Source organism: Cohnella sp. GCM10012308, assembly GCF_042649185.1.
In the GTDB taxonomy this organism is placed as follows: Bacteria; Bacillota; Bacilli; order Paenibacillales; family Paenibacillaceae; genus Cohnella.
This window is the reverse complement of sequence record NZ_JBHRYU010000015.1, coordinates 34438-54644: the sequence shown is the minus strand read 5'-3', so window position 1 is coordinate 54644 and position 20207 is coordinate 34438. Positions and strand designations below refer to the sequence as shown.

General features: G+C 43.2%; 13 protein-coding genes. 3 read left to right on the top strand and 10 right to left on the bottom strand.

Going from position 1 to position 20207, the window contains the following annotated elements:
• Positions 1–3 precede the first annotated feature (3 nt).
• From ACFOTD_RS17250 to ACFOTD_RS17225, 6 genes are all read right to left on the bottom strand, one after another.
• Complete coding sequence (locus ACFOTD_RS17250; RefSeq protein ID WP_378120891.1) at positions 4–711, bottom strand: hypothetical protein; 708 nt, start codon at positions 709–711, stop codon at positions 4–6.
• Between the two features lie 11 nt (positions 712–722).
• Positions 723–1850 carry an SAF domain-containing protein gene (locus ACFOTD_RS17245; RefSeq protein ID WP_378120889.1) on the bottom strand — a complete coding sequence of 376 codons (1128 nt, stop codon included), beginning with the start codon at positions 1848–1850 and terminating at the stop codon, positions 723–725.
• Positions 1851–1892: 42 nt separating this feature from the next.
• Positions 1893–2501 (bottom strand): hypothetical protein, encoded by a 609-nt coding sequence (locus ACFOTD_RS17240; RefSeq protein ID WP_378120887.1) that lies wholly within the window; start codon positions 2499–2501, stop codon positions 1893–1895.
• A gap of 2 nt (positions 2502–2503) precedes the next feature.
• On the bottom strand, positions 2504–2674 hold the full coding sequence (locus ACFOTD_RS17235) for a hypothetical protein (RefSeq protein ID WP_378120886.1): 171 nt from the start codon (positions 2672–2674) through the stop codon (positions 2504–2506).
• 65 nt (positions 2675–2739) lie between these two features.
• Positions 2740–3690, bottom strand: a complete 951-nt coding sequence (locus ACFOTD_RS17230; RefSeq protein ID WP_378120884.1) for a ParB/RepB/Spo0J family partition protein — start codon at positions 3688–3690, stop codon at positions 2740–2742.
• Positions 3638–4465, bottom strand: a complete 828-nt coding sequence (locus ACFOTD_RS17225) for a ParA family protein (RefSeq protein ID WP_378120882.1) — start codon at positions 4463–4465, stop codon at positions 3638–3640. Before ACFOTD_RS17225 ends, ACFOTD_RS17230 begins: the two co-directional genes overlap by 53 nt.
• A gap of 820 nt (positions 4466–5285) precedes the next feature.
• Here ACFOTD_RS17225 and ACFOTD_RS17220 point away from each other — a divergent pair.
• From ACFOTD_RS17220 to ACFOTD_RS17210, 3 genes are all read left to right on the top strand, one after another.
• A complete protein-coding gene (locus ACFOTD_RS17220) occupies positions 5286–7259 on the top strand; it encodes an ATP-dependent nuclease (protein ID WP_378120880.1) in 1974 nt (657 codons plus the stop codon).
• A 58-nt stretch (positions 7260–7317) separates the two neighbouring features.
• Complete coding sequence (locus tag ACFOTD_RS17215; protein ID WP_378120878.1) at positions 7318–9336, top strand: UvrD-helicase domain-containing protein; 2019 nt, start codon at positions 7318–7320, stop codon at positions 9334–9336.
• A gap of 64 nt (positions 9337–9400) precedes the next feature.
• A complete protein-coding gene (locus ACFOTD_RS17210; protein WP_378120876.1) occupies positions 9401–10633 on the top strand; it encodes a hypothetical protein in 1233 nt (410 codons plus the stop codon).
• A 356-nt stretch (positions 10634–10989) separates the two neighbouring features.
• Here the strand turns inward: ACFOTD_RS17210 and ACFOTD_RS17205 are convergent, their stop codons facing one another.
• From ACFOTD_RS17205 to ACFOTD_RS17190, 4 genes are all read right to left on the bottom strand, one after another.
• Positions 10990–11922, bottom strand: a complete 933-nt coding sequence (locus ACFOTD_RS17205; protein ID WP_378120874.1) for a hypothetical protein — start codon at positions 11920–11922, stop codon at positions 10990–10992.
• A gap of 306 nt (positions 11923–12228) precedes the next feature.
• Complete coding sequence (locus ACFOTD_RS17200) at positions 12229–12951, bottom strand: Cthe_2314 family HEPN domain-containing protein (protein WP_378120873.1); 723 nt, start codon at positions 12949–12951, stop codon at positions 12229–12231.
• A 311-nt stretch (positions 12952–13262) separates the two neighbouring features.
• Positions 13263–13913, bottom strand: a complete 651-nt coding sequence (locus tag ACFOTD_RS17195) for a hypothetical protein (RefSeq protein WP_378120872.1) — start codon at positions 13911–13913, stop codon at positions 13263–13265.
• The gene (locus ACFOTD_RS17190; RefSeq protein ID WP_378120870.1) at positions 13885–20163 is read right to left on the bottom strand and encodes an ATP-binding protein; all 6279 of its coding nucleotides are present in this window, start codon (positions 20161–20163) and stop codon (positions 13885–13887) included. The genes ACFOTD_RS17195 and ACFOTD_RS17190 overlap by 29 nt, the downstream gene beginning before the upstream one ends.
• Positions 20164–20207 lie beyond the last annotated feature (44 nt).

Genomic DNA, 20207 nt, shown 5'->3' with positions numbered 1-20207 from the left:
TTTCTACCAGACTCGCCATCGCTTTTGGGCCATCGCCCAAGCGCGCCGCGCGGCCTTGGCGTCGCATTCGGCAAGCTGTTGCAGCATCGAGAGCAGCCCCTGCCGAAACGCTCCGCTCACGCCGCGAAGGTCAAGGCGGTGTTGATGCTGGTTATGCACATCAACCGTGGCATCACGTTCATCCAGCGGGAAGTGAAAAGAAGGCTTCAGCCACTCCACATGGCGCAGCCGCGTTTCCGCCTGCCACGCGGGCAGTCTGCCCGGCAAGGCCGGAGACAGCCATTCATAAAAAGAGAGCGGCGCTTCCGCTTCGTGCAAGCACAAGCGCAGCAGCAGCTCCTCATTTTTTTGCAGCGACAGCCGCTTGCCGTCCCAGCACCATATCCGTTTTTCATAGCCGGGTAAATCGCGGCCCGTTACCATTTGCGTATGGTCGGTGTCGAGCAGCAGCACATCATAAGCGCCTGCGGTTCCCGCCTGTTCCAGAGCACGCTCCAGTTGCATGGCTGTCACATAGCCGTAGGCCACATCCATGTCCTCAAACTCCTGCACGGCGCTGCCGGTGAACGCAGGCGGCAGATATCCCTGGACGGCTTGGCCCATCGTGGAATCCACGAGCAGCACCTTCTGGCCCAGGCCGGTCCATAAACGACCGAGCGCCAGCAGCACATGGCTTTTGTCCGCCGAGCCGAGAAATACGATTTTTTTCATAGCCGTCTCCCTTACTGATTTAAGATATCCTCCCAACGGTCTTCTCCCGATGGGGCATTTATTTCCGGGGTTGCTTCCGTTTCCGTTGAAGCCGGAGGGGCCGTAACGGAACCTGTCGGGACCGAAGGAACCGACGGTTGCTGCGGTGTCTCCTCGGAAGCCGGTGGCTGTCCCGCCCCCGAAGTGGTGTCGTTGGGTGCCATCGTCTCCGAGTTCCCGCCCCCTAATGGCGTCTGCGTCTCAAACATGGCATTGCCTTGCCGGATGGTCGCCCGCTCATTTTGCAGTTGCTGCTGGACCGTGACATTGCCGCTGGACGCCCTCAGCTTGTCCGATTCGCTGACCGCCTTCAAATTGGTGTCCAAGGTTTGGCGCAGATTGCGAGCCAATTCCGTTTCGGCCGTCTCGAGCAGATTGGGATCGATCTTCATCAAATCCAGAACCTTCGGATTGGCAGGGTAGTTGACGACAGCCGCCTCCTGCAAGCCCGGCTCGACGTAAGGCAGCGCGTAAAGCCGCGCGCTCTGCAGATACGCATCAATGATGGCGCTGGAGGCTTGCAGAATGTCCTTTTCGTTCATTTCCAGCCAGACCACATTGCCCGACAACTGCCGCACCTTCTTTTTGGACAGCAGCACAAAGTCTTCACCCGTGGGGAAGCCAATTCGCACGTCGATGAACTGCTCGGCCTTGAGATTGGAGGGAAGCTGAATCACCTGAAATTCCTTGAGCCGCACATCCTTTGGAACCGGCTGTCCCTCGTACAGCAAGGAAGCGAGCAGCGGCGTTCCCGGCTCCAGCGATACCTTGGCATGCTTGCCGATAATCTCCTTCCGATTGGTCAGAATACCGGACGGAAGAAGCTCGGCGGGCATCGGAACCGCCTTGAGATCATCGGCTGTCAGCACAGCGCCAGCTGCAACAGTCCGGCTTGCTACCCACGCCTCCCTACTCTTCCTTTCCTGTTCCTGCTTCAACGTTTCAAGCTGCTGTTCATAGTATTCTTGCAGATGTTGCTGCTGTTGCTTCTGCTCGACATGCTGCACCAGCATGTAAACCGCCGCCGCTACCAGCAGCGCCATACTAACCGCAATGGCCCCAATGACCAACGTCTTGCGGTTGCGAGAAGTCCACGACATCGAGAACGACTCCTTTCTTCATTGGAAGGGATTGGACTTTCCTTAGCGGGCTTCGTCTCGCGACCGCGGCTTCTGTTGCTTCTCTGCTTGAAGCAGCGCCAGCTTCTCGGCTGCCCACGCCGGTGTATGCTCCGGTTTCAGGAAGCCCAACAGGTCTTCGCGGTTATAGCGGCATTCATCGCCGGAATAGAGCCTCATCGCGAAAACTGCACGGCCGCGTGAATGTCCTGATGCGCCGAAGCCGCCAATCACCCAGACCACTTGATGATCCGCCGTGCGAAACTCCGGTCGCAGCCTTTCCGGGCGAATCACAACCAGCCTGCCGCTCAGTTCATCCTCGCCCTTGATGGGCAGGCAATAGGCAGATAGAACCGGAGCCATTGGCTCTGGAAGGGCCGAACGCTCGGTCTGGAGCTTCTCGATCTCCCACTGCATCAGCTTGGTAAATTCCTGCATCGCCTGCAGATAGTCCACATATCCTTCTGCGCCATAATACTGGTCGATGCCAAACAAATTGTTCTGGTCGCAGTAGCAGACCAAATAGGGCTTCTCGGGATTCGTCGCGTCGATGCCCAAAATAACCTCGACCCGGCCAACGGGCAACGCCTGATAAACCTCGTAGTCGCCGGCCATTCGTTTCTCCTGCTCCATCGTCAGTCCCCCCGACTTCGTTTGCGTTCAGGCTTCTTGGGCACCGTACCAACGCTTTGTGCCTGCTTGCTAGACGGCCGTTCTTCCTCCTCGGACGGCTCGCTGTTTGTAAAGCCGGGCTTTTCCTTCATCAGCCGCTCATATTTCCGTCGTTTTCCTTCGGTAAAGTCCATCTTTAAAGCTCCCTTCTGCAAAATGGGCATAAAAAAAACCTCTGTCTGAGAGACAAAGGGCTGTATTAACGGTCGTGTTCCCGTTCTCGCTGTTTCCGGCGATACCAGTTTTCCAATAGTTGCACGAGCAGGTCTTCCTTTTGCTGCTCACTGAAATCTTGCGGAAAAAACTTGTCAATTCGTTCCTTGCGAATCGTCAGTTTTTCTTTCTGATTGGGTTTTTCCTCCGTCATAATGCCAAGGATAACGTCTCCGTTCAACTTACCATCCTGACTCAGCTTCTTCATGCGTTGTGCCTGCGCCAGCGAAGGCGTACAATCCTCGGCTTGCATCGTTTCCAGCAGGGCTTGCTGTTCTTTCTCGGCCAAGTAAGAGATTTCAACGGCAGGACTAAAAGCAATTTGCTTGTCGTCTACCATTTCGAGAATCTGTGGAACGAGTTCGGTTAAGCGGATATAGCGAGATATTTGATTTTTACTTTCTCCGACTTGTTCAGCCAGTAATTCTCTTGATTCTTTTCCGCCCAACTTCCGCCCAAGTTGGGCGGAAGTTATATCGGTACGTTGCCCCTGCCTTTTCATGGCTTCCAGCTTCATTTTGTATGCAAACGCTTTCTCGCTAGGTGAAACATACTCCCGCTGTAAATTACTGTCCACCATAATAATGGTCGCCTGATCGTCGTCCAGTTCGCGTACAATGCAGGGGATCGACTCCATACCGGCCAACTCGCTCGCCTTTTTCCGACGATGCCCGGCAACCATTTCAAAGCCGCCGTCCGTTTTGGGCCGTACCAGAACGGGCACCAGCACCCCGTATCGCTTCACGCTTTCCGCCATTTCCAGCATTGCATCGTCCGCCTTTACCTTGAAGGGATGATCGAGAAAGTCGCTAATGTCCGACAACGGGATTTCTTTGATTTGTTCCTTCTGCTGGGTATTCCGGGCTTCTTCTGTTGTAAACAAATCATCGACTGTGGTCAGCTTTATGCTGGCGCGCCGGTCTTCTTTCGCCGTCAATGCCCTGCACCTCCTTCGTTAATGCCACATAAGCCTTGGCGACTTGCCCGTTTGGGTCATGCGCATAAATGCTCTTGCCGCGAGCGCTCGTTTCCGCCGCGCGAATGGAAAGGGGGATTTCCGTTTGAAACACCCGCAGCTTGTCCCCATAGTCCCGACGCAGGACGAACGAAATATCTTTCGCAAAATTGGTGCGACTGTCTACCATCGTGAGCAATACGCCATCCACCACGAGCTTTTTGTTGATCTGGCGGCGAACGCGGGCAACCGTCTGCAATAACTGCGTCATCCCCTTTGCGGGCAAATAATGGGCCTGGACGGGAATAATGACGCTATCTGCCGCTGCCAAAGCATTAATCGTCATCATGCCCATGCTCGGCATACAGTCGATCAGAATGTAATCGTAGTTATCCGTTACAGAATCGATGTACGTGCGCAGGATGGTTTCTCTGCTCATCGTATTGACTAGCGCCACTTCAACGGCCGACAACTCGATATTTCCCGGCATCAGGTCGATCCCTTCGTGATGCTGCAAAATACCTTCTTGCGGATCATAGCTTTCTTCCGCCATGCATTTTTGCAGCATCGTCGCCAGCGATACTGGAAGATTGTCCGGCTCTTGGAAGCCGAGCGAATCCGTCAGATTTCCTTGCGCGTCGGCGTCGAGCAGCAATACCTTTTTTCCTTCCGCCGCCAAACCAATACCCAGGTTGACCGCTGTAGTCGTTTTGCCTACGCCGCCTTTCTGGTTAGCGAGAGCGATCACTTTGGCCATGTATTCAAGTCTCCTTTCAATAGAAGAAAGCCGGTCGCTCTGAGGAATCTGAGCACCGGCTTTTCAAGAGTATCTATATAAAAAGAGAACACCCCGCAAGGATGGCCTCTTGGATATTCGACCTCATCGTTACTTTCATGCATGCCTGTAAGAATCCTTGCGTTCTTGGTCAAGCTTGAACACTGCTTTTACGGCAAAAATGTTCGACATATGAGAGGCTTCTTGCATGTACTGAACGATTGCTAAGCTCTCACATGATTACGGGTTGCTCAATTATCTTGGAATCGCGGAGTAGGCTAGTTCGAATTTGAGCATGAAAAATTTATCCGGCGGACAGCGGCTGACTGTCCTCATAGGCGCTCAATTGCACCTCCCCCAGGATCGCTGCAGGCCGCCCCCATTGCGATGAGCTGTGGCTGGACGGAAGTATCATAATCCCGCCATGCAGATCATCGCCGAAAATGGAACCACCATTTCGCTATGCTTCACGGAATCGCTCTCATGTTATCCTGCATCTTGAAAAGGCATACAGAAGCAACATGGTCATGGCGCGTTTGCATACTGGCTTTCCTCTGAGGCTGCATGGGGAATGTACCGGACAAATTTGTATGTAGTTTTCAAGGAACAGAGCGGAGGGACAACGCTCCCTCTACAAGCCGTTTCATTTTTCGGGCAAAATCGGGTAGTTTGAAAAAAAGATTTTTAGAAAGGGGATCTTCGGCAGCTATTTAGAGGGAATTTGCGTTCTCCTGTCGAAATATGGAATATCAGACATACGGCGGAATACTGCTAGCTACGAGGGGAATGGAGATGAGTTGAAATGTATCTTTCTGAATTGAAAATTGAGAATTTCAGGATGTATGGCGAGGGAGATCAATCATTTGTTCTCCCTCTTCATCCTGGATTGACAGCGCTTATTGGTGAGAATGACGCCGGAAAAACAGTTGTTATTGATGCTCTTCGTCTCGCGGTGGGGACTCGTGATCAAGATTTTATTAGAGTGGACGAAGCGGATTTTCATCTGCCACGAGACAGCCACACACGTCGAACAGAGATTAGAATTCGATGCAAGTTCGATGGCTTGACACTGCAAGACAAGGCAGCTTTCGCGGAATATCTTACCTATGAAGATCGCAGAATTACAAAAACGCCTGTTTTATTTGTCAATTGGAAGGCACTAAGAAATTCAAGACAAAATCGATATACTTCAGTTGAAATTAGATCCGGTTTTTCTGGCGACGGACCGCCGATCGATCCTGAAGCAAGAAATCTACTTCGCGCTACATATTTGCGCCCGCTCCGCGATGCTGAGGGTGCTCTTTCATCAGGACGTAGTTCACGGTTAGCGCAAATTTTAAAACATACAAAAGAAGTTAAAGAGAATGGGAAAGATTTCAACTCTGATGAAGGGCTCGAAATTAATCCGCGTGAACTGAGTATTCTAGGTATCGGAGATTATACAAATGAATTGCTTGCTGAGCATCCAGCAATAAAAAAAGTCCGAGATCGACTCAATACCGATTTTTTAGAAAAACTTTCGTTTCACAAAAATAAATTGCAAAGTTCAATATCGGTAAGCGGGTTTACAAGTAGTTTAGATGTTCGATTACGCCAACTTCTTGAAAAACTAGAGCTTGATTTGCATGATGAAGGTATGCCCAAACCACCACCAAGTCGTGGGCTCGGATCAAATAATCTCCTTTTTATGGCTTGTGAATTATTATTGTTGGATTCACAAGATGAAACATTCCCTCTGCTCTTAATTGAAGAACCAGAAGCTCATTTGCATCCACAGCGTCAATTGCGTGTTATACAGTTTCTTCAGGAAAAAGTAAACGAATCACTTTCTAACGGCCAAAAGATGCAAATCATTATTACAACTCATAGTCCTAACTTGGCATCTGCAATTGATTTGGACAATCTTGTATTGTTACATAATGAAAAGGCATATCCTTTAGCACTCGGACATACACAACTCGAACGATCCGACTACGCATTTCTCAAACGATTCCTGGATGTCACGAAATCTAATTTGTTTTTTGCTAAGGGTGTAATTATTGTTGAAGGTGATGCAGAGAATATTTTATTGCCTACACTTGCACGATTGCTAGGTCGGGAATTTACAAGACATGGTGTCTCTATAGTTAATGTTGGTGGAACGGGACTACGACGTTTTGCTCGTATTTTCCAACGCAAACAACCAGATACAGAAGGAATAATGAATATTCCTGTTGCTTGCATCGCAGACTTAGATGTTATGCCAGATTGTGCACCGTCAATTATCAAAGGTTTGCATTCAAAAGAAGATTGGCCTGAAATTTCAAAACGTCGGTGGCGCGTAGAATGCGACTACACCTTAGAAGAACTCCAACAACATCGTGAGACTATTGTATCGAAAGCTTCAGGTCAGCGAGTTGCTACATTTGTTGCTGATAAATGGACACTGGAATATGACTTAGCTTATTTTGGCTTGGCCCAGGAGATTTGGATTGCTGCTCACCTAGCTGATGCAGATGAGCAAATCCATACAGGGAAAAAGACCAGTACAGCGGTCATACGTGCTGCAATCAAATCTTTTATTGCATTTAATAAAATGGATATATCCGTACCCGAAAAAACGTCGTATGTATATAAGTTCTTGTTAAGGTCCTCAGTTTCCAAAGCCACCACCGCTCAGTATCTTTCTAGTATTTTGGAGGCAAGACAAAGAAAAGGGCGACTTTCATCAGATTCTTTACGATCAAAGCTACCACCCTATCTTATCGATGCCATTAATTATGTAACTTCTGGCTAAAGTAAATGCATAAATTTCTAATTACTTAAATATGCTCTTGGATTGCGAGGGATCGCTTATGATTGGATCATCTCTAATAAATGAACTTCATGTATCAGACGATGATATTTCATGGGTCTGTAATCTATTAAAACTGCCTTCAACTGCGTTTTGCGGCGAGGATGGAAACGATCCTCGCCTTGAAATCCTTAAATCAAACGAAACATTAGATGTAGAAGCTTGTCCTGGAAGTGGAAAGACTACTCTCTTGGTTGCTAAACTAGCAGTTCTCGCCCGAAAATGGACGAGTACAAAAAGAGGACTTTGTGTTCTTTCACATACTAATGTGGCTCGACGAGAAATAGAACGTCGTTTAGGCAATACCACAGAAGGAAAACGACTGTTGTCCTATCCCCATTTTATTGGGACCATCCATGGCTTTGTGAATGAATTTCTGGCCATTCCCTGGCTTCGCTCTAAACCATACCCAATCAGAATGATTGATAATGAGGTGTGCCAAACAAAGAGATGGAGAAAGCTCCCAATTAGAACTCAAAGAGCTCTAGAGTACAAACATCATAATCAATCAATTTTAAGGATTCAAAATGTTGACTTCAGTATTGGAGATGTCAGTTGGGGAAGAAATTCTCAGCTTGGAAAAAACACGGATACTTATAAAGCTATACAAGATGTGTGTAAATCCACAGCAGAAGAAGGATTTTTCTGCCATGATGAAATGTTTGTCTGGGGCAAAGAACTTCTTGAAGACATCCCGGATATCCGATTAGCTTTTAGAGAACGTTTCCCGTTTCTATTTATTGATGAAGTTCAGGATACCAGCGAACTTCAATCAGCATTGCTTTACCAGCTCTTTATGGAAGGGGATTCCCCGGTTACACGACAACGCTTTGGGGATAGTAACCAAGCCATTTTTCAATATCAAGATGAGGCTCATGCCACCACAGACCCTTTTCCCGTTCAACGAATTCGTAGGGATATTCCTAACAGTCATCGTTTTGGCCAGAATATTGCCGATTTAGCTAACCCGTTGGCTCTTCGTCCACAAAATCTAGTGGGATGTGGACCTTCCAGCAAAATACCTAAAACCGCCACAGAGCATTACAATGCAATCTTTCTTTTTAATGAGGAGACGATAAGTAATGTTATACCAACCTTCGCTGAATATTTATCGGAGTTGTTTTCTGATAATGAACTAAGGGCTGGAACATTTGCTGTGGTTGGTGCCGTTCATCGTCCAGGAAATGCTGATGATCAGCTCCCCCGTTTTATTGGTCAGTACTGGCCTGAATATGATCATGAACTCACACCCACAGAACCAACACCCAAGACTTTCATTCAATATATTTTTTCGGGACGAAAATGGAGTGAGTCATCGGGGGAAGTCTATCACTTAATTGAAAAAATTGCTGAAGCAATTTTACGTTTAATAGGGCTTTCAAATCCAACTATGCAACAGGCTACTCGTAAGCGAAAACATCAACTATTGCTAAATTTATTATCAGAAAAGGTTGAGGGCTTGAATTTGTACATTTATCTTGTGAATTTCTTTGCTGTGGAGGGAAATCTCCCAACGATAAACCAATGGTATGGAAGATGGGTCGATATTATCAAAAAGATTGCTTCTTCGGTATTAGATGGACCAGTTGATGAACAGGTAGCAAGTGATTTTCTAACATGGAGTGTTACTGCTGAGCATAGCGAGGAAGTCGCTACTCCATCGCGAGATAATTTATTTCGTTATCCTGTTGATAACCCAAAGGTGCTCATTAAAGTAGGTTCAATACATTCAGTAAAAGGAGAAACACATACAGCAACACTTGTTTTAGATACTTTTTATCACGAACACCATTTAGTAAAATTGAAACCTTGGATACTGGGTACAAAATCAGGAGGACAACGAGAAGGAAGTCGTAATCTTTATCGATTGAAGCAGCATTACGTGGCGATGTCCCGTCCCAGCCATTTACTATGTCTTGCTATGAGAGAAGACGGTTTTAATAACGAAGAATTGACACAACTGAAAAACACAATTTGGCGTCCTGCTCGTGTTACTTCTAAAAAGCCAGAATGGATGTGACAGTTGAAATATGATTTGGTTAAACTCCCTACAAAACACTGTTGAAAAGAAGCCCATTGTAATCATGAAATTTGAAAGTGATGAATGGGAGCGTCTAAAGGAAACGCGAAGAGGGGTTAATGAATTTACTGTAGCACGTCCTCACTCGATTATCGATGCAGTGAGCGTACCTACAGTCTGCTTGATACAAGGAAACAATCAGGATGGTTCAACTTGCTTATACATTGGTTTGCTTGACTCTCGAAAAACAATAACTACCTTGGATTCCCGATTAAAAATTAAACGCTCACTGCCAATAAACCCCAACACAATTTTTGAGCTAATCCAGTTGGTAGCAAAAAAAAATCATAAAAGCTATTTGCAAAAAAAACTTGATACAAACGCTCCTGTGGTCTTACTCTCTCCCAAGTTAAGCAGTTACTTGATTAGGAGGATTGCATCTATTGAAACAAACCTCGGACCTATGCGAACCGTTGCTGAATCGCTATCTGTTCCTAAGGCATTTGATGGCCCAATAGCTTTACAAGAAGATGCAGTCCGAATGGCTCTAAAGGCATTTGGATTATCAACAAGTGACCAAGCTCAATCTTTAGAACTTGTCGAGGGAAAGAATACTTCTTTGGCAAGGGTTAGTATTACCGAAGACTCGGTAATTGAGCATGACGCTCGAAAAATCTCTGGCTACGATCTTGCTCAAAGTGACCTTACAGGTCGCGCTATATTCAAAAAAGATGGGCAATGGCTCGAAGTCTTCACAGCCAATCGCAGACCTTTGGAACATGTATTTGGTGTTGATTTGATTTATCTAAATGTCATAAAACAAAATATTGTGATGATTCAATATAAGATGTTGGAACCAAACAGAACTGCAGGTAATTTCGATTGGATCTACAGACCGGACGTACAGCTAAATGAAGAAATGAAAAGAATGCAGAAATTTAATATTGATCACGCTCCAGGTAAATTTGAGTATAGACTGAACCCTGGAATATTTTACCTAAAGTTCGTCAAACGAGATGGTTCCATGAAAAATAGTAGTATCATCACACCCATAGAGCATTTTGAGAAAATATGTATAGACCCTTCATATAGGGGACCTAAGAATGGTCTAATTATAAGTTATGACAAACTGTCCGGATGTTACCTACGCGAGAGTACATTTCTCGATCTAATTCATTCGGGTTACATTGGAGGTCACTCTACAACCACTAATCATCTAAGAACATTAATAGAAGAAGTGCTTAAGAATGACAGAGCAGTCGTCGCGGCGATTCAAAGTTCAGTGAAAATAGAGTAATATTAGATCTCTTAAGTGGGATATAGTTATGTCCGGGAGATAAATGTGGTTAGCAAGAATACTCGGTTTAATTAGGGCTTACTGCACGAATAGAAATTCCAATGTTTACAAGTGTTTAGCACCTCTTGTGTCGAAATTAAGTATAAGGAAAACGGGGACTTATTCGTTGCACTTGGAGGCGTCGAATTGTAACAGCGAACCGAAAGCCAAATGATTCTGCCAGCCCCCTTCCTTCCGTTCGGCGGAAAACTCGCAGAAGATAACCGTTGGGTGTTGCTCGCTCAAAACCGCATTTTTGATGGGCCAAAAATGGTTCGCATAATACATTGTTAGGCGGAGTCAATGGCTTCTTCGATCTATAAAAATAAAAGTTCTTCAAATTCATTAATTGACAGTATCCGATCACACTCTATAAAGTAAATTATAATTCTTGATAGCAAATCTCTTACTTCTATAATATGTTCTTGTATCTTATCCTCAGTTATCGCACTTCCGTGAACCGCTTTCGATCTGAAGTCATATAATTTCTTAATTTTTTGATGTAACTCGTATCTATTCCTGCCTCTTGCTTCAAGTAAGGAGGCTATTTGTGCTGATAATCTAAATCTTAGTTCAGATTGAACACCAAAGATCGCTTCGATTCCTGACCAGAGTAATGCAATAGTCATTCTTGTATTATGTTGTAAATGATGTGTTGTTAGGCTATCTATCGAAGTTCTAAATCTAGTGTCGGAGAGTAATTTAGCAAAGTTAAGATAATTATTATTAGTCCATGAAATATCATCAGATGAAATACTAGAATCTATCGAATGTCTTCTAGCTTTTGGATAATCCTCTATCACCCTAGTTTTAACCGATTTTTTTGGAGCTGCTGCAATGGTAGACCAAGAACGATTCAAAGCAACAGGAACAATAAAATCAACATTTGCCTTAATCCTTAAAGATGTGATAATCCACCAAGCAATATCAAAAACCCTCTCGTTGTACACCTCATTTGCTTTAACAAACAGTTCGTAGGACAAATCTCTTGAGTATCGTCCAACCAAAGAAACTTGATCACTTCGTTCTAACGCTGAAGCCAATTCCACCTCACCTGGGGGTTCAATAATCTTCTGAATTCTGCCGACTTCTAATTCCATTAATTCAAAAGCAGCAACAAAACCAAATAATCCGAAATACCAACCATCTTCACTGTATCTTACCTCCTGCGATCTTGATTCAGCACGAGATCTACGACTATCGAAGTATTGAAGTGATTCTTTGATTTCTTGAAAGTCCTTCTCTTTCATTTAGGGTTCCCTTCCTGAATTACTTGATATATTTTTCTCAGTTGAATTCGTTCAACACAGCATTACGTATTTCATATAATTCTCTCTAAACCAGTAATCTCTATATTCCGCTTTTTGTACAAAATCAAAATCGATATACTCACTAAACCCGACGCCTCTCGCCTTATTGACCGTCCCTAGGTTGCCAGTTAAGCTTCGCGAAATATTGCAATTTTCTATGGGTCTATCAGCTTTTAAGCTCAACACCGTAAGGAAGCAAATATCTTTCGAGTCCGAAGCATTTGCGGTGTTATGTGATGGTTCACTTCAGTCATTTAACACACTATTAATGACCTCTATAATCACTTCGTCTAACCAAATAGTCGCCTGTTTATAGTCTTCTAATACCCTTTTTAAAAGTAAAGATGGATGAGTTTTTAGGTTCAAATCAAAATTAGATAGCACAGTTTCATCAGGTGAATTACGATGAGTCATTTTATTTCTATAGTTATTTACTTCTTTATGATTTCCAATCCATCTCGTATTCCCTTCATAATTACCATCAGGAGTTTCGTTAAAGTAATCAATTAAGCTCTGAGCAGTTACTTTTGCAATTGAGTTTTCTGATTTCGAAAGCTTCTCAAAAAATCTATAATAATGAATTTTATTATTGTCTAGATCGCATTGATACAACAGGTTGTATATTTGAGCCAATATATCCCACAAAGTAGCTATTCTAAATATCCCATTTTCTATATAATAATATGCTTTGAATTCATCTTCAGAACCAGACTTAAACATTGAAAAACTGTCATAAACGTCTGTATTGTAAATTAACTCAATTGCTTTCTCAAGAGAATAGTTTATCTTTTTACATAGATTCAAGAAGGTTATTGTTAATGCTTTATATTCAAAAATAATGCTATACTCATTATCTCCCATTATACCCATAACCACTTTATTGTCCCCAAATTGCATCCCAAACTCATATTTATCAAAGTCAATGTCAAAAAGTTGACTTTTTAAATACTCAATTTCATGCTCTCTCATTAATAATCCTCCAAATCTTCTATCATCATTGTAACTAACTGTCACATAACTTGAAATTTACGTAATAATTCTCTCTAAGTCAGAAATATCTGTATTTCGCTTGTTATACAGATCTGGAGAAATGAACGCCTACCATGTTGCAATCAGACTTCCCGTGGCTCCAACTCAACCGTTACCGACTCTCTCGCCAATGCCTTTGTACCATTCTCATCTTAACACGACAATTGGAAATATCACACAAAAGGAGGTACAGGAATCAAATCAACTCTACTACCTCCCTGTGTTCCTATACACTTGATTGTTGCTAGACACTAAGCATCCTTCGACATAATTTCAAGTTCTCTTTCGAAAATTGCCATGAGCTTCTTATTAAAATCATTAAATGATTGAAGCTGTTGAATTCTCGAATTAATCAGCTCTCTCTTATTACTCTCACTCGTCATCTCGTTATCTAAACCATCCTCGGTTAGAAACTTCACAATAACCGAGCTTTCCTTTTTATCTAAACCAACAGTGTTTTTAATCCAACTCTTTGTTTTATCGTCAGTTGCACATAATGCTGCTTGTTTGAAAACATAATCGAGCCAAATTCTAGCGACTTTATCAATGCCTGACGCAACATCTAGCCAATATTTCACATCCTCTGACACGTTTCCTTTAGGGGAATCATCAAGATTTGCCCAAAAAAATGGTTCGTCCTTTTCTGGGTCCAGTCTTTCAAGCGCTCGAAAAATGGGTTCAAAATTTTCAAAAGGACGTCGTCCACGAGGAAAACTCTCTTGATGTTCCCATAGTTTTAGAATAGTTTCGAAACAGTTCTTCTCTGCAATAGCTTTACTATTTGCAGTTGCAGTTTCAGCAACAACTATCTGCTCAGCCACATAGTGAGCCATCCAACGAGCAAACGTATCGACACTGTTATCTAAGCCAAGTTCAGTGACTAACGCCTTTCCCAAATTCATAATACGATTCCGAGCTTCTAAGTCTTCCATCGGCTGAGAGGATAAAAAGCTTGTTGCGCGGCGGGGTATACTCGTCACTGTGCTCCCTCCTCGTGTACGGCTTTTGCTTGTATTCTCGATCAATCTGGACTTCAAAGATAATCTCACACTTAAAAATACTACATACTTTCCGCAAAAAAGAAAGGGAAGCACTGAGTCGATTTCCCTTATTCGATGGATCTTGATCCGGAACTGATCTACTGGCACTCCAAATCTCACAGTTTACACACGGATCGTTACTTTCTGGAGAAAACCACATTCGCTGTTCGTAATCACACGTTAAATTCATTTTTTCAACAATTGTTTGTCCAATTACATATGGTGGAAAGTCTATATCTGCTGCAAGAGGATCAAAACGATCTAGACCCGCAGAAGTGTCAGACCTCAATACCCAACCTTTAAGTTCAAATGGATATTCGGTAAATTCCATATCCTCCTCCTGATACTCAGGGAGTTTGAAATCATGAGGGCTTGAACATGCGATTAATGCATTCATTAATGATTGTGAACCTTCAGGTAAAACAAGCGCGCTGGTAACATAAGAATGTGCTTTACGCTCACTATCGCTCACATCCCTAGAACCATATACATTTAACCAAATCTCTCCATCTCGTTCGAAGACGACTTCATCAAAAAAATCATACGTTGATACTTCAGACTTCCAGTTTTTATCATCTGATTTCAACAACCATTCTCGCGGAAAAAGTGGCACAGGATCACGTCTGTCAGAAAGCCAATATCCATCTTTTCGTGTTAACACATGCCGTTCGAGCCAACTTCCCCACTCATTTTCACGCCATTCCCTTTGATGAACGATGGGCATTTTCTCTAAGACCTTGGCTGCGACTACAAACATCGAATGATAGGAAAGATAAAAACGATAATTATCTATGTGAGGGTAACTGTAATGACTATGCCAAGTTCCTCGCCCATTTTGTTCAGAACGCCATAACGCAGCACGTGGATCGTTATCGTTCTTTATTCGCCACTCCTTGACGATAACTTCCGTTGCCAGTTCCTCAACCTGTTTTGACTTTAGGCCAAATACATCACCAAGTGGCTCAAACCAATAACTATCAAAATCATACCCATGATGAAATTTCAAACTTTTATCAATCAGCCCAGCACGATGCCAGTAGCTGTCGAATAAATCATTATAACCGACATTCTTAATAGGAAATGAACTGACTCCTACTTTATTCAGTTGCTCAACAGTATCGCCATTATAGGTTCCTGGATAAGCCCTCTCGATATTTAGAGCAACTTCACTAGAAAACTTTTGAATAAGAACATGAACAAAGTCCCCCAGTGCATGTCGAAGGAAAACCGCATGATGTTTCTTTATGATTGATGGCTTACTAATAGATACCCGTGCAATCGCTATTAACAAATACAATCGCGCATGTAAACTATAAAAGGGAAGTTTATTATTGCCATAGGCATCCACTTTATTTCGCTCTAACCACAGAATTAAAGCATCGATCTCTGCTTCACAATCTAATGCTGCTAATCTGCGCACCGCGTGCGCGGCTCGCCATCGTATTTCTGCTCGAGGTGATCCTAGAGCCGCCCAAATGAATCCAGCAAACGCTTCATTTTTTTCTAAAGGCGGTACCAGCCAATCTGACCAAGGACCATCTGCAAATTCATCATCCACATGCAATTCGAAACGGCTTAATGCAAATGCAAGTGTTCCTTTCGCTTCCTCCGGTGAGATTAGACTTGAAGCCATTTGTGCAAACCCAAAGAACGTGCTGGCATTTATCAGATCCCCACTAGTGGACAAGCCTTCAAATATCCCCTTTTGCATCGACTCCTTAGTGTGTTCATCCGTATAAATCTTCTCTACAAAAAAGTCCAATGTGCCTCGTTCAGTGAATCGATAGGCAAACCGCCGCGCAACATCTTCCAGTACACCAGACCATATTCGCTTGACACTGACTTTGTTCATCCACTCTTGAGGTACAGTGGAAAGTGCAGCTTGAATGTCATATATATCAGCACAATCCACCAATACTATTTCGTTTAAGACTTTGACCGCATCGCTATTATCAACGCGCGAATACAATTCATTCCAAAAGTCGCGACGATTATACGGTCTAGCTGTAGCTTCATTGAATCGATTTAACGCAATTTGGATTCCCGAATATGAAGTTAACTCCACACTATCGAATATATTTTCAAAATTAGTTTGTTGTTCACTTTGGTGAACAGTGTGGGGGTCATTTTTTACCTTTTTTTCTGTCCTTGATTTATGGTTTTCAGCATGAAAAGCAATTATCTTGTCTAATTTATCACTCTTCATACTATGTTTCCGTGCTACCCTTTCAAGAATACTCCAATTCGTTTCTGAAGCTTCACTAAGTTCAAGGTCATTTATCACTGCCTCCAGTATGCTTTGACGCTTTTTTTCGTCCTGTTCATTCTCTATGCAAAGTTCCGCAAAGCCGGCAATTCCATAATCAACAAAAAAGGCAGACAGCGACCATGCGACTGAAGGAGAAATGGATTTACTTATTACGATTTCTTCGGCTAAAGCTGGAAGCTGCCGATCAAACCATCCGACTTCCCGATCACGCCATCGACTTAATGCAGCCAGAGCTGAATGAGGATTCAATCTAACGCAAATTTCAATAGCACCGTTTCGATCCCAATGCTTCTCACGTACAACGTTCTCTCCAATCAGTTCAGCACAACGAATAAACCGATATGCATGTTCCGGAGACACGTGCTCGCTTTCCGCACTACGGTTAGCCAACGCTACTAACGCCATCCATCTTTCGACGATTTCATCTCCAAATTTTGAAACAGCTTCTATGGCATCATTAAAATAAACTGCAGCATCATCCATGTCGGCAGAAAGGACCGCTCGAGCCAGGTCGATCAGCAGCTCGGCCCTTGTTTCGGTTTCCAAACTTGAATCTGAAATAATCTCATTGATAGCGGCTTGTTCCAAATTGATTTTTATTCCCGAAAGATGTTCATTACGTATTGCCGAGCGTAAAGCTCCAATTCGATCTTGAATGAGTATTTGCCGGTTTTCTTTCAAATGATCCACAAAATATTGATTTACTTGACTGGTATCTGCTTTGGATAAATACATCAATACTTCTATCTTTACTCTAGATATTTCATAAGGAATAGCGTCATATCCTTGATATCTTTGGCCGTGAGCTTTTGTTGAAAGACTATTTGCATTCTCTATCGCTTCAGACATATTTGAGTAATCATTCAATAAAATGCGTATGCGGACAAAGTACCACGGTAAAAGCCTTCCAACTATTCCCTTAAACTCTTGCACACTTTGATCAAAATTGCGTCCTTTCCTTTCTTCCAGAATCATACTCGGAATTAGATTATTTATATCCAGTTCAAAATTATTTAAGAGTGCACATTTTAAGGCTACAGCTCTTAAATAAGCTTCGCGCTCTATTGATTGATGATTACTTGTAAGAGCCATTGGAGCTCGTTCTGGACTATAGTGCCTAAGTACTCTAAGTATTTGTTCCTTAGGTAATTTATTGGCTGCACATACTTCCAAAAAAGATACAATGGCCGAAAGGGTTGTATCGTTATAGGCATATTCCGGTCTTGGTATACGAGCCGGATCTGATGTAAGTAAAATTAAACTTTCTTTTAAACAGGATGCATGAGGAACATAGCCCACTTTAAGTAGCTCGTGTACCGTCGCAATCACTAAGTATTGTTCACGCGGAGCAACCTTTATCAAGCTTTGAGCCACTTCTAATTTCCCAGCATCAATAAGCCGCTTCACAAACGGTCCTGTTATTCGGTAAGTGACATTGTTAGGGCTCCAGCCCAAAAGGAATTCCGCAGCATCTTCTATTCCGAATAGATGAAAATGGGCATTTGCCAACTCTACAATATCATCATATTCTAGACGTTCTTGGTTGAATTCTTCTTTTCTTTTGCGACGTTCTTCAAAATACAAACGAAGCCAATTGTGTGCTGCCCTAATATATCCCCTTGCTTCTCCTTTTAAATGCGGTACGGTAGCCAAAAGAGACGCCGAGTATATGTTGCTGGAGCCGTCCCATTTACCTCTTATACTGCGTCGAAATGCGTATTCTTGCACCTTCTCCACACTTTGCAATGGCGCAATTAAATCAACGTTCTTTCTCAGTATTTGAAGTTGTCGATTCATCCCTGCGGTTTCTTCACCCGCACGAACTGCAAGCTTAATTGCATCTGCATACCGTTCTTGCCTTAAAGCAGCTTTATATGCGAACTGTAACCGATACAACCGAATGCTTCGTACGTCAATTGGATTGTTTTGGGGTAATAGTCGATCAGAAAGAGCCAGATCCATTAACTCATCATAGTTTCCCGACTGTAAAAGTAAAGAAGGAAGTGCCGTAGCCACATACGAGCTGCCTGCAGCAAGTGGCCTCAGGTGATCGACGTAACTATTTATCAATTCCTTTGAAGCGGCGAATTTCTCTCTGAACCAAGTTTCAGTTGGCTCATCTCTAAATTGCACGGATGTATCTGAAATCCAGAGCGGTCTCCCTAAATCCGCCACAAAGCTTCTGACAGTTGCTTTATCCGTTTCAGCTGCCGCCGCGAGTACATCTAGAGGTATGAATGGCGGCAATGTAGCAAGACCACTACAAATCGATTCAATATATTTCTGATAATCCTGGGGATGCCTATCTACAACTGTAGCAATAGCAATATCAAGCTGATTACTAATTTGATCTTCAACCGTTGTTCCCGAAGGACCAAGGCTTTTTAAAACCTCCGTCAACGTACTATGCCCAGCATTTAGTGCATTCGCTTGAACACGGGGATTCGCACTTGTTAATCGATGAAATTCTTGACCGTCATCGTGTGAAGCGTGTGAAAAGAAACTTCTCAGATGCAATAATGATTCTTCTTCGGAAAAGGCAGGTAGCTCAAATTGCGGGATAGATGCTTTAGGACGCAATAGATGTATTCGTTCTGTTCTACATAAAGCAACCAAAATACAACCTTCAGGAATCGATTCTCGCATTAGTTCATGAACAAAACACGGCTCATTAACTTCCGCTGCAGCCATCTCTGCATTATCAGCTGCATCCAGAAGGATAATCATCTGTGCATCATTCTTGGTTTTCTTCAACACCTCTAACGTAAATGTAAGTCTATCCAGAAACTTTCTCATAATATCTTTTTCACTCGCACCATGCTGTACAATTAACGGGTCACATAATCCTTGTGCCGCTAATTCGTTTACGATCTGGACCAATGCATCACTATGCTGATGTCGATGCTCACTTCGATTTCGATAGCGCCCTCCCCCAAAACAATCATATATGATACCAATAGAGCCGGTTGGTAACATCTTTACAACTGTACGCGCAAAAACAGTTTTTCCAATACCACCTGAAGCATGGACGATCACCGGCGAAGTCTGGCTCATCATGAGATTAAGCAATTCGTTATACTGAACTCTCGGAACCATTTCTCTCAGCTCTTCAAATTCAGGTGGAGCAGGAAACAGTTCTCTCTCCGATGTTACCTCAAAATATCTAAGGACTTCTTCACGAACAATCGGCTCCTTGTTATGAGGCAACGCCTTCTCTTGAACTAATGAAGTAATATGATTAATTTGAGAATTGTTAACGGTTCCCGCGAGTAGTTGAGATATCTCCACGCGAAGTTCATGCTTTTGAACGTTATAATCTCCTTCGCTATCAGCAAACTCAAGATTCAAACAAAATTTCTTAAGCTCATCATCTTGTAAATTCACGTATTTCGAAAGTGTATTTAAAAAGCGCTTGTCGACTTGATCTCCACTTATAACGTTTTTTATGTTCTCTTTTACTTTTTCGGAAACTGGTCTGTTTGAAACCAACACAAATGATATGTTTACAGAAGCCATTAAATTATCTTTAATATGTTCATTGTAACGCTTAGCAAATCCCTCTATAGTTCCTTTTAAATCGCTCAGATTAAAGGACTGATCCTTTCTAACGGTTGTGTGTTTCAGTTGATAATAAAATATTCTATCTAAATTACCTTCCAATGAATTTATATATTCTGATACATCAATGACATACTCTCCTGCCATTTCCCGTTCTTTTGAGCCCTCAATAAATATATGGCGAATCAGTGATTTAGGAGATATCATTCTAAGGCAGCGACGAGCAGCCCAGCGGTAGTGAAAAACATCACCTGCCCGTGAATAACGAACCAAATCCTGATCCACTGTCCCTGCCCCCTTAAAAGAATGTATTAATATCCCTTGTAATG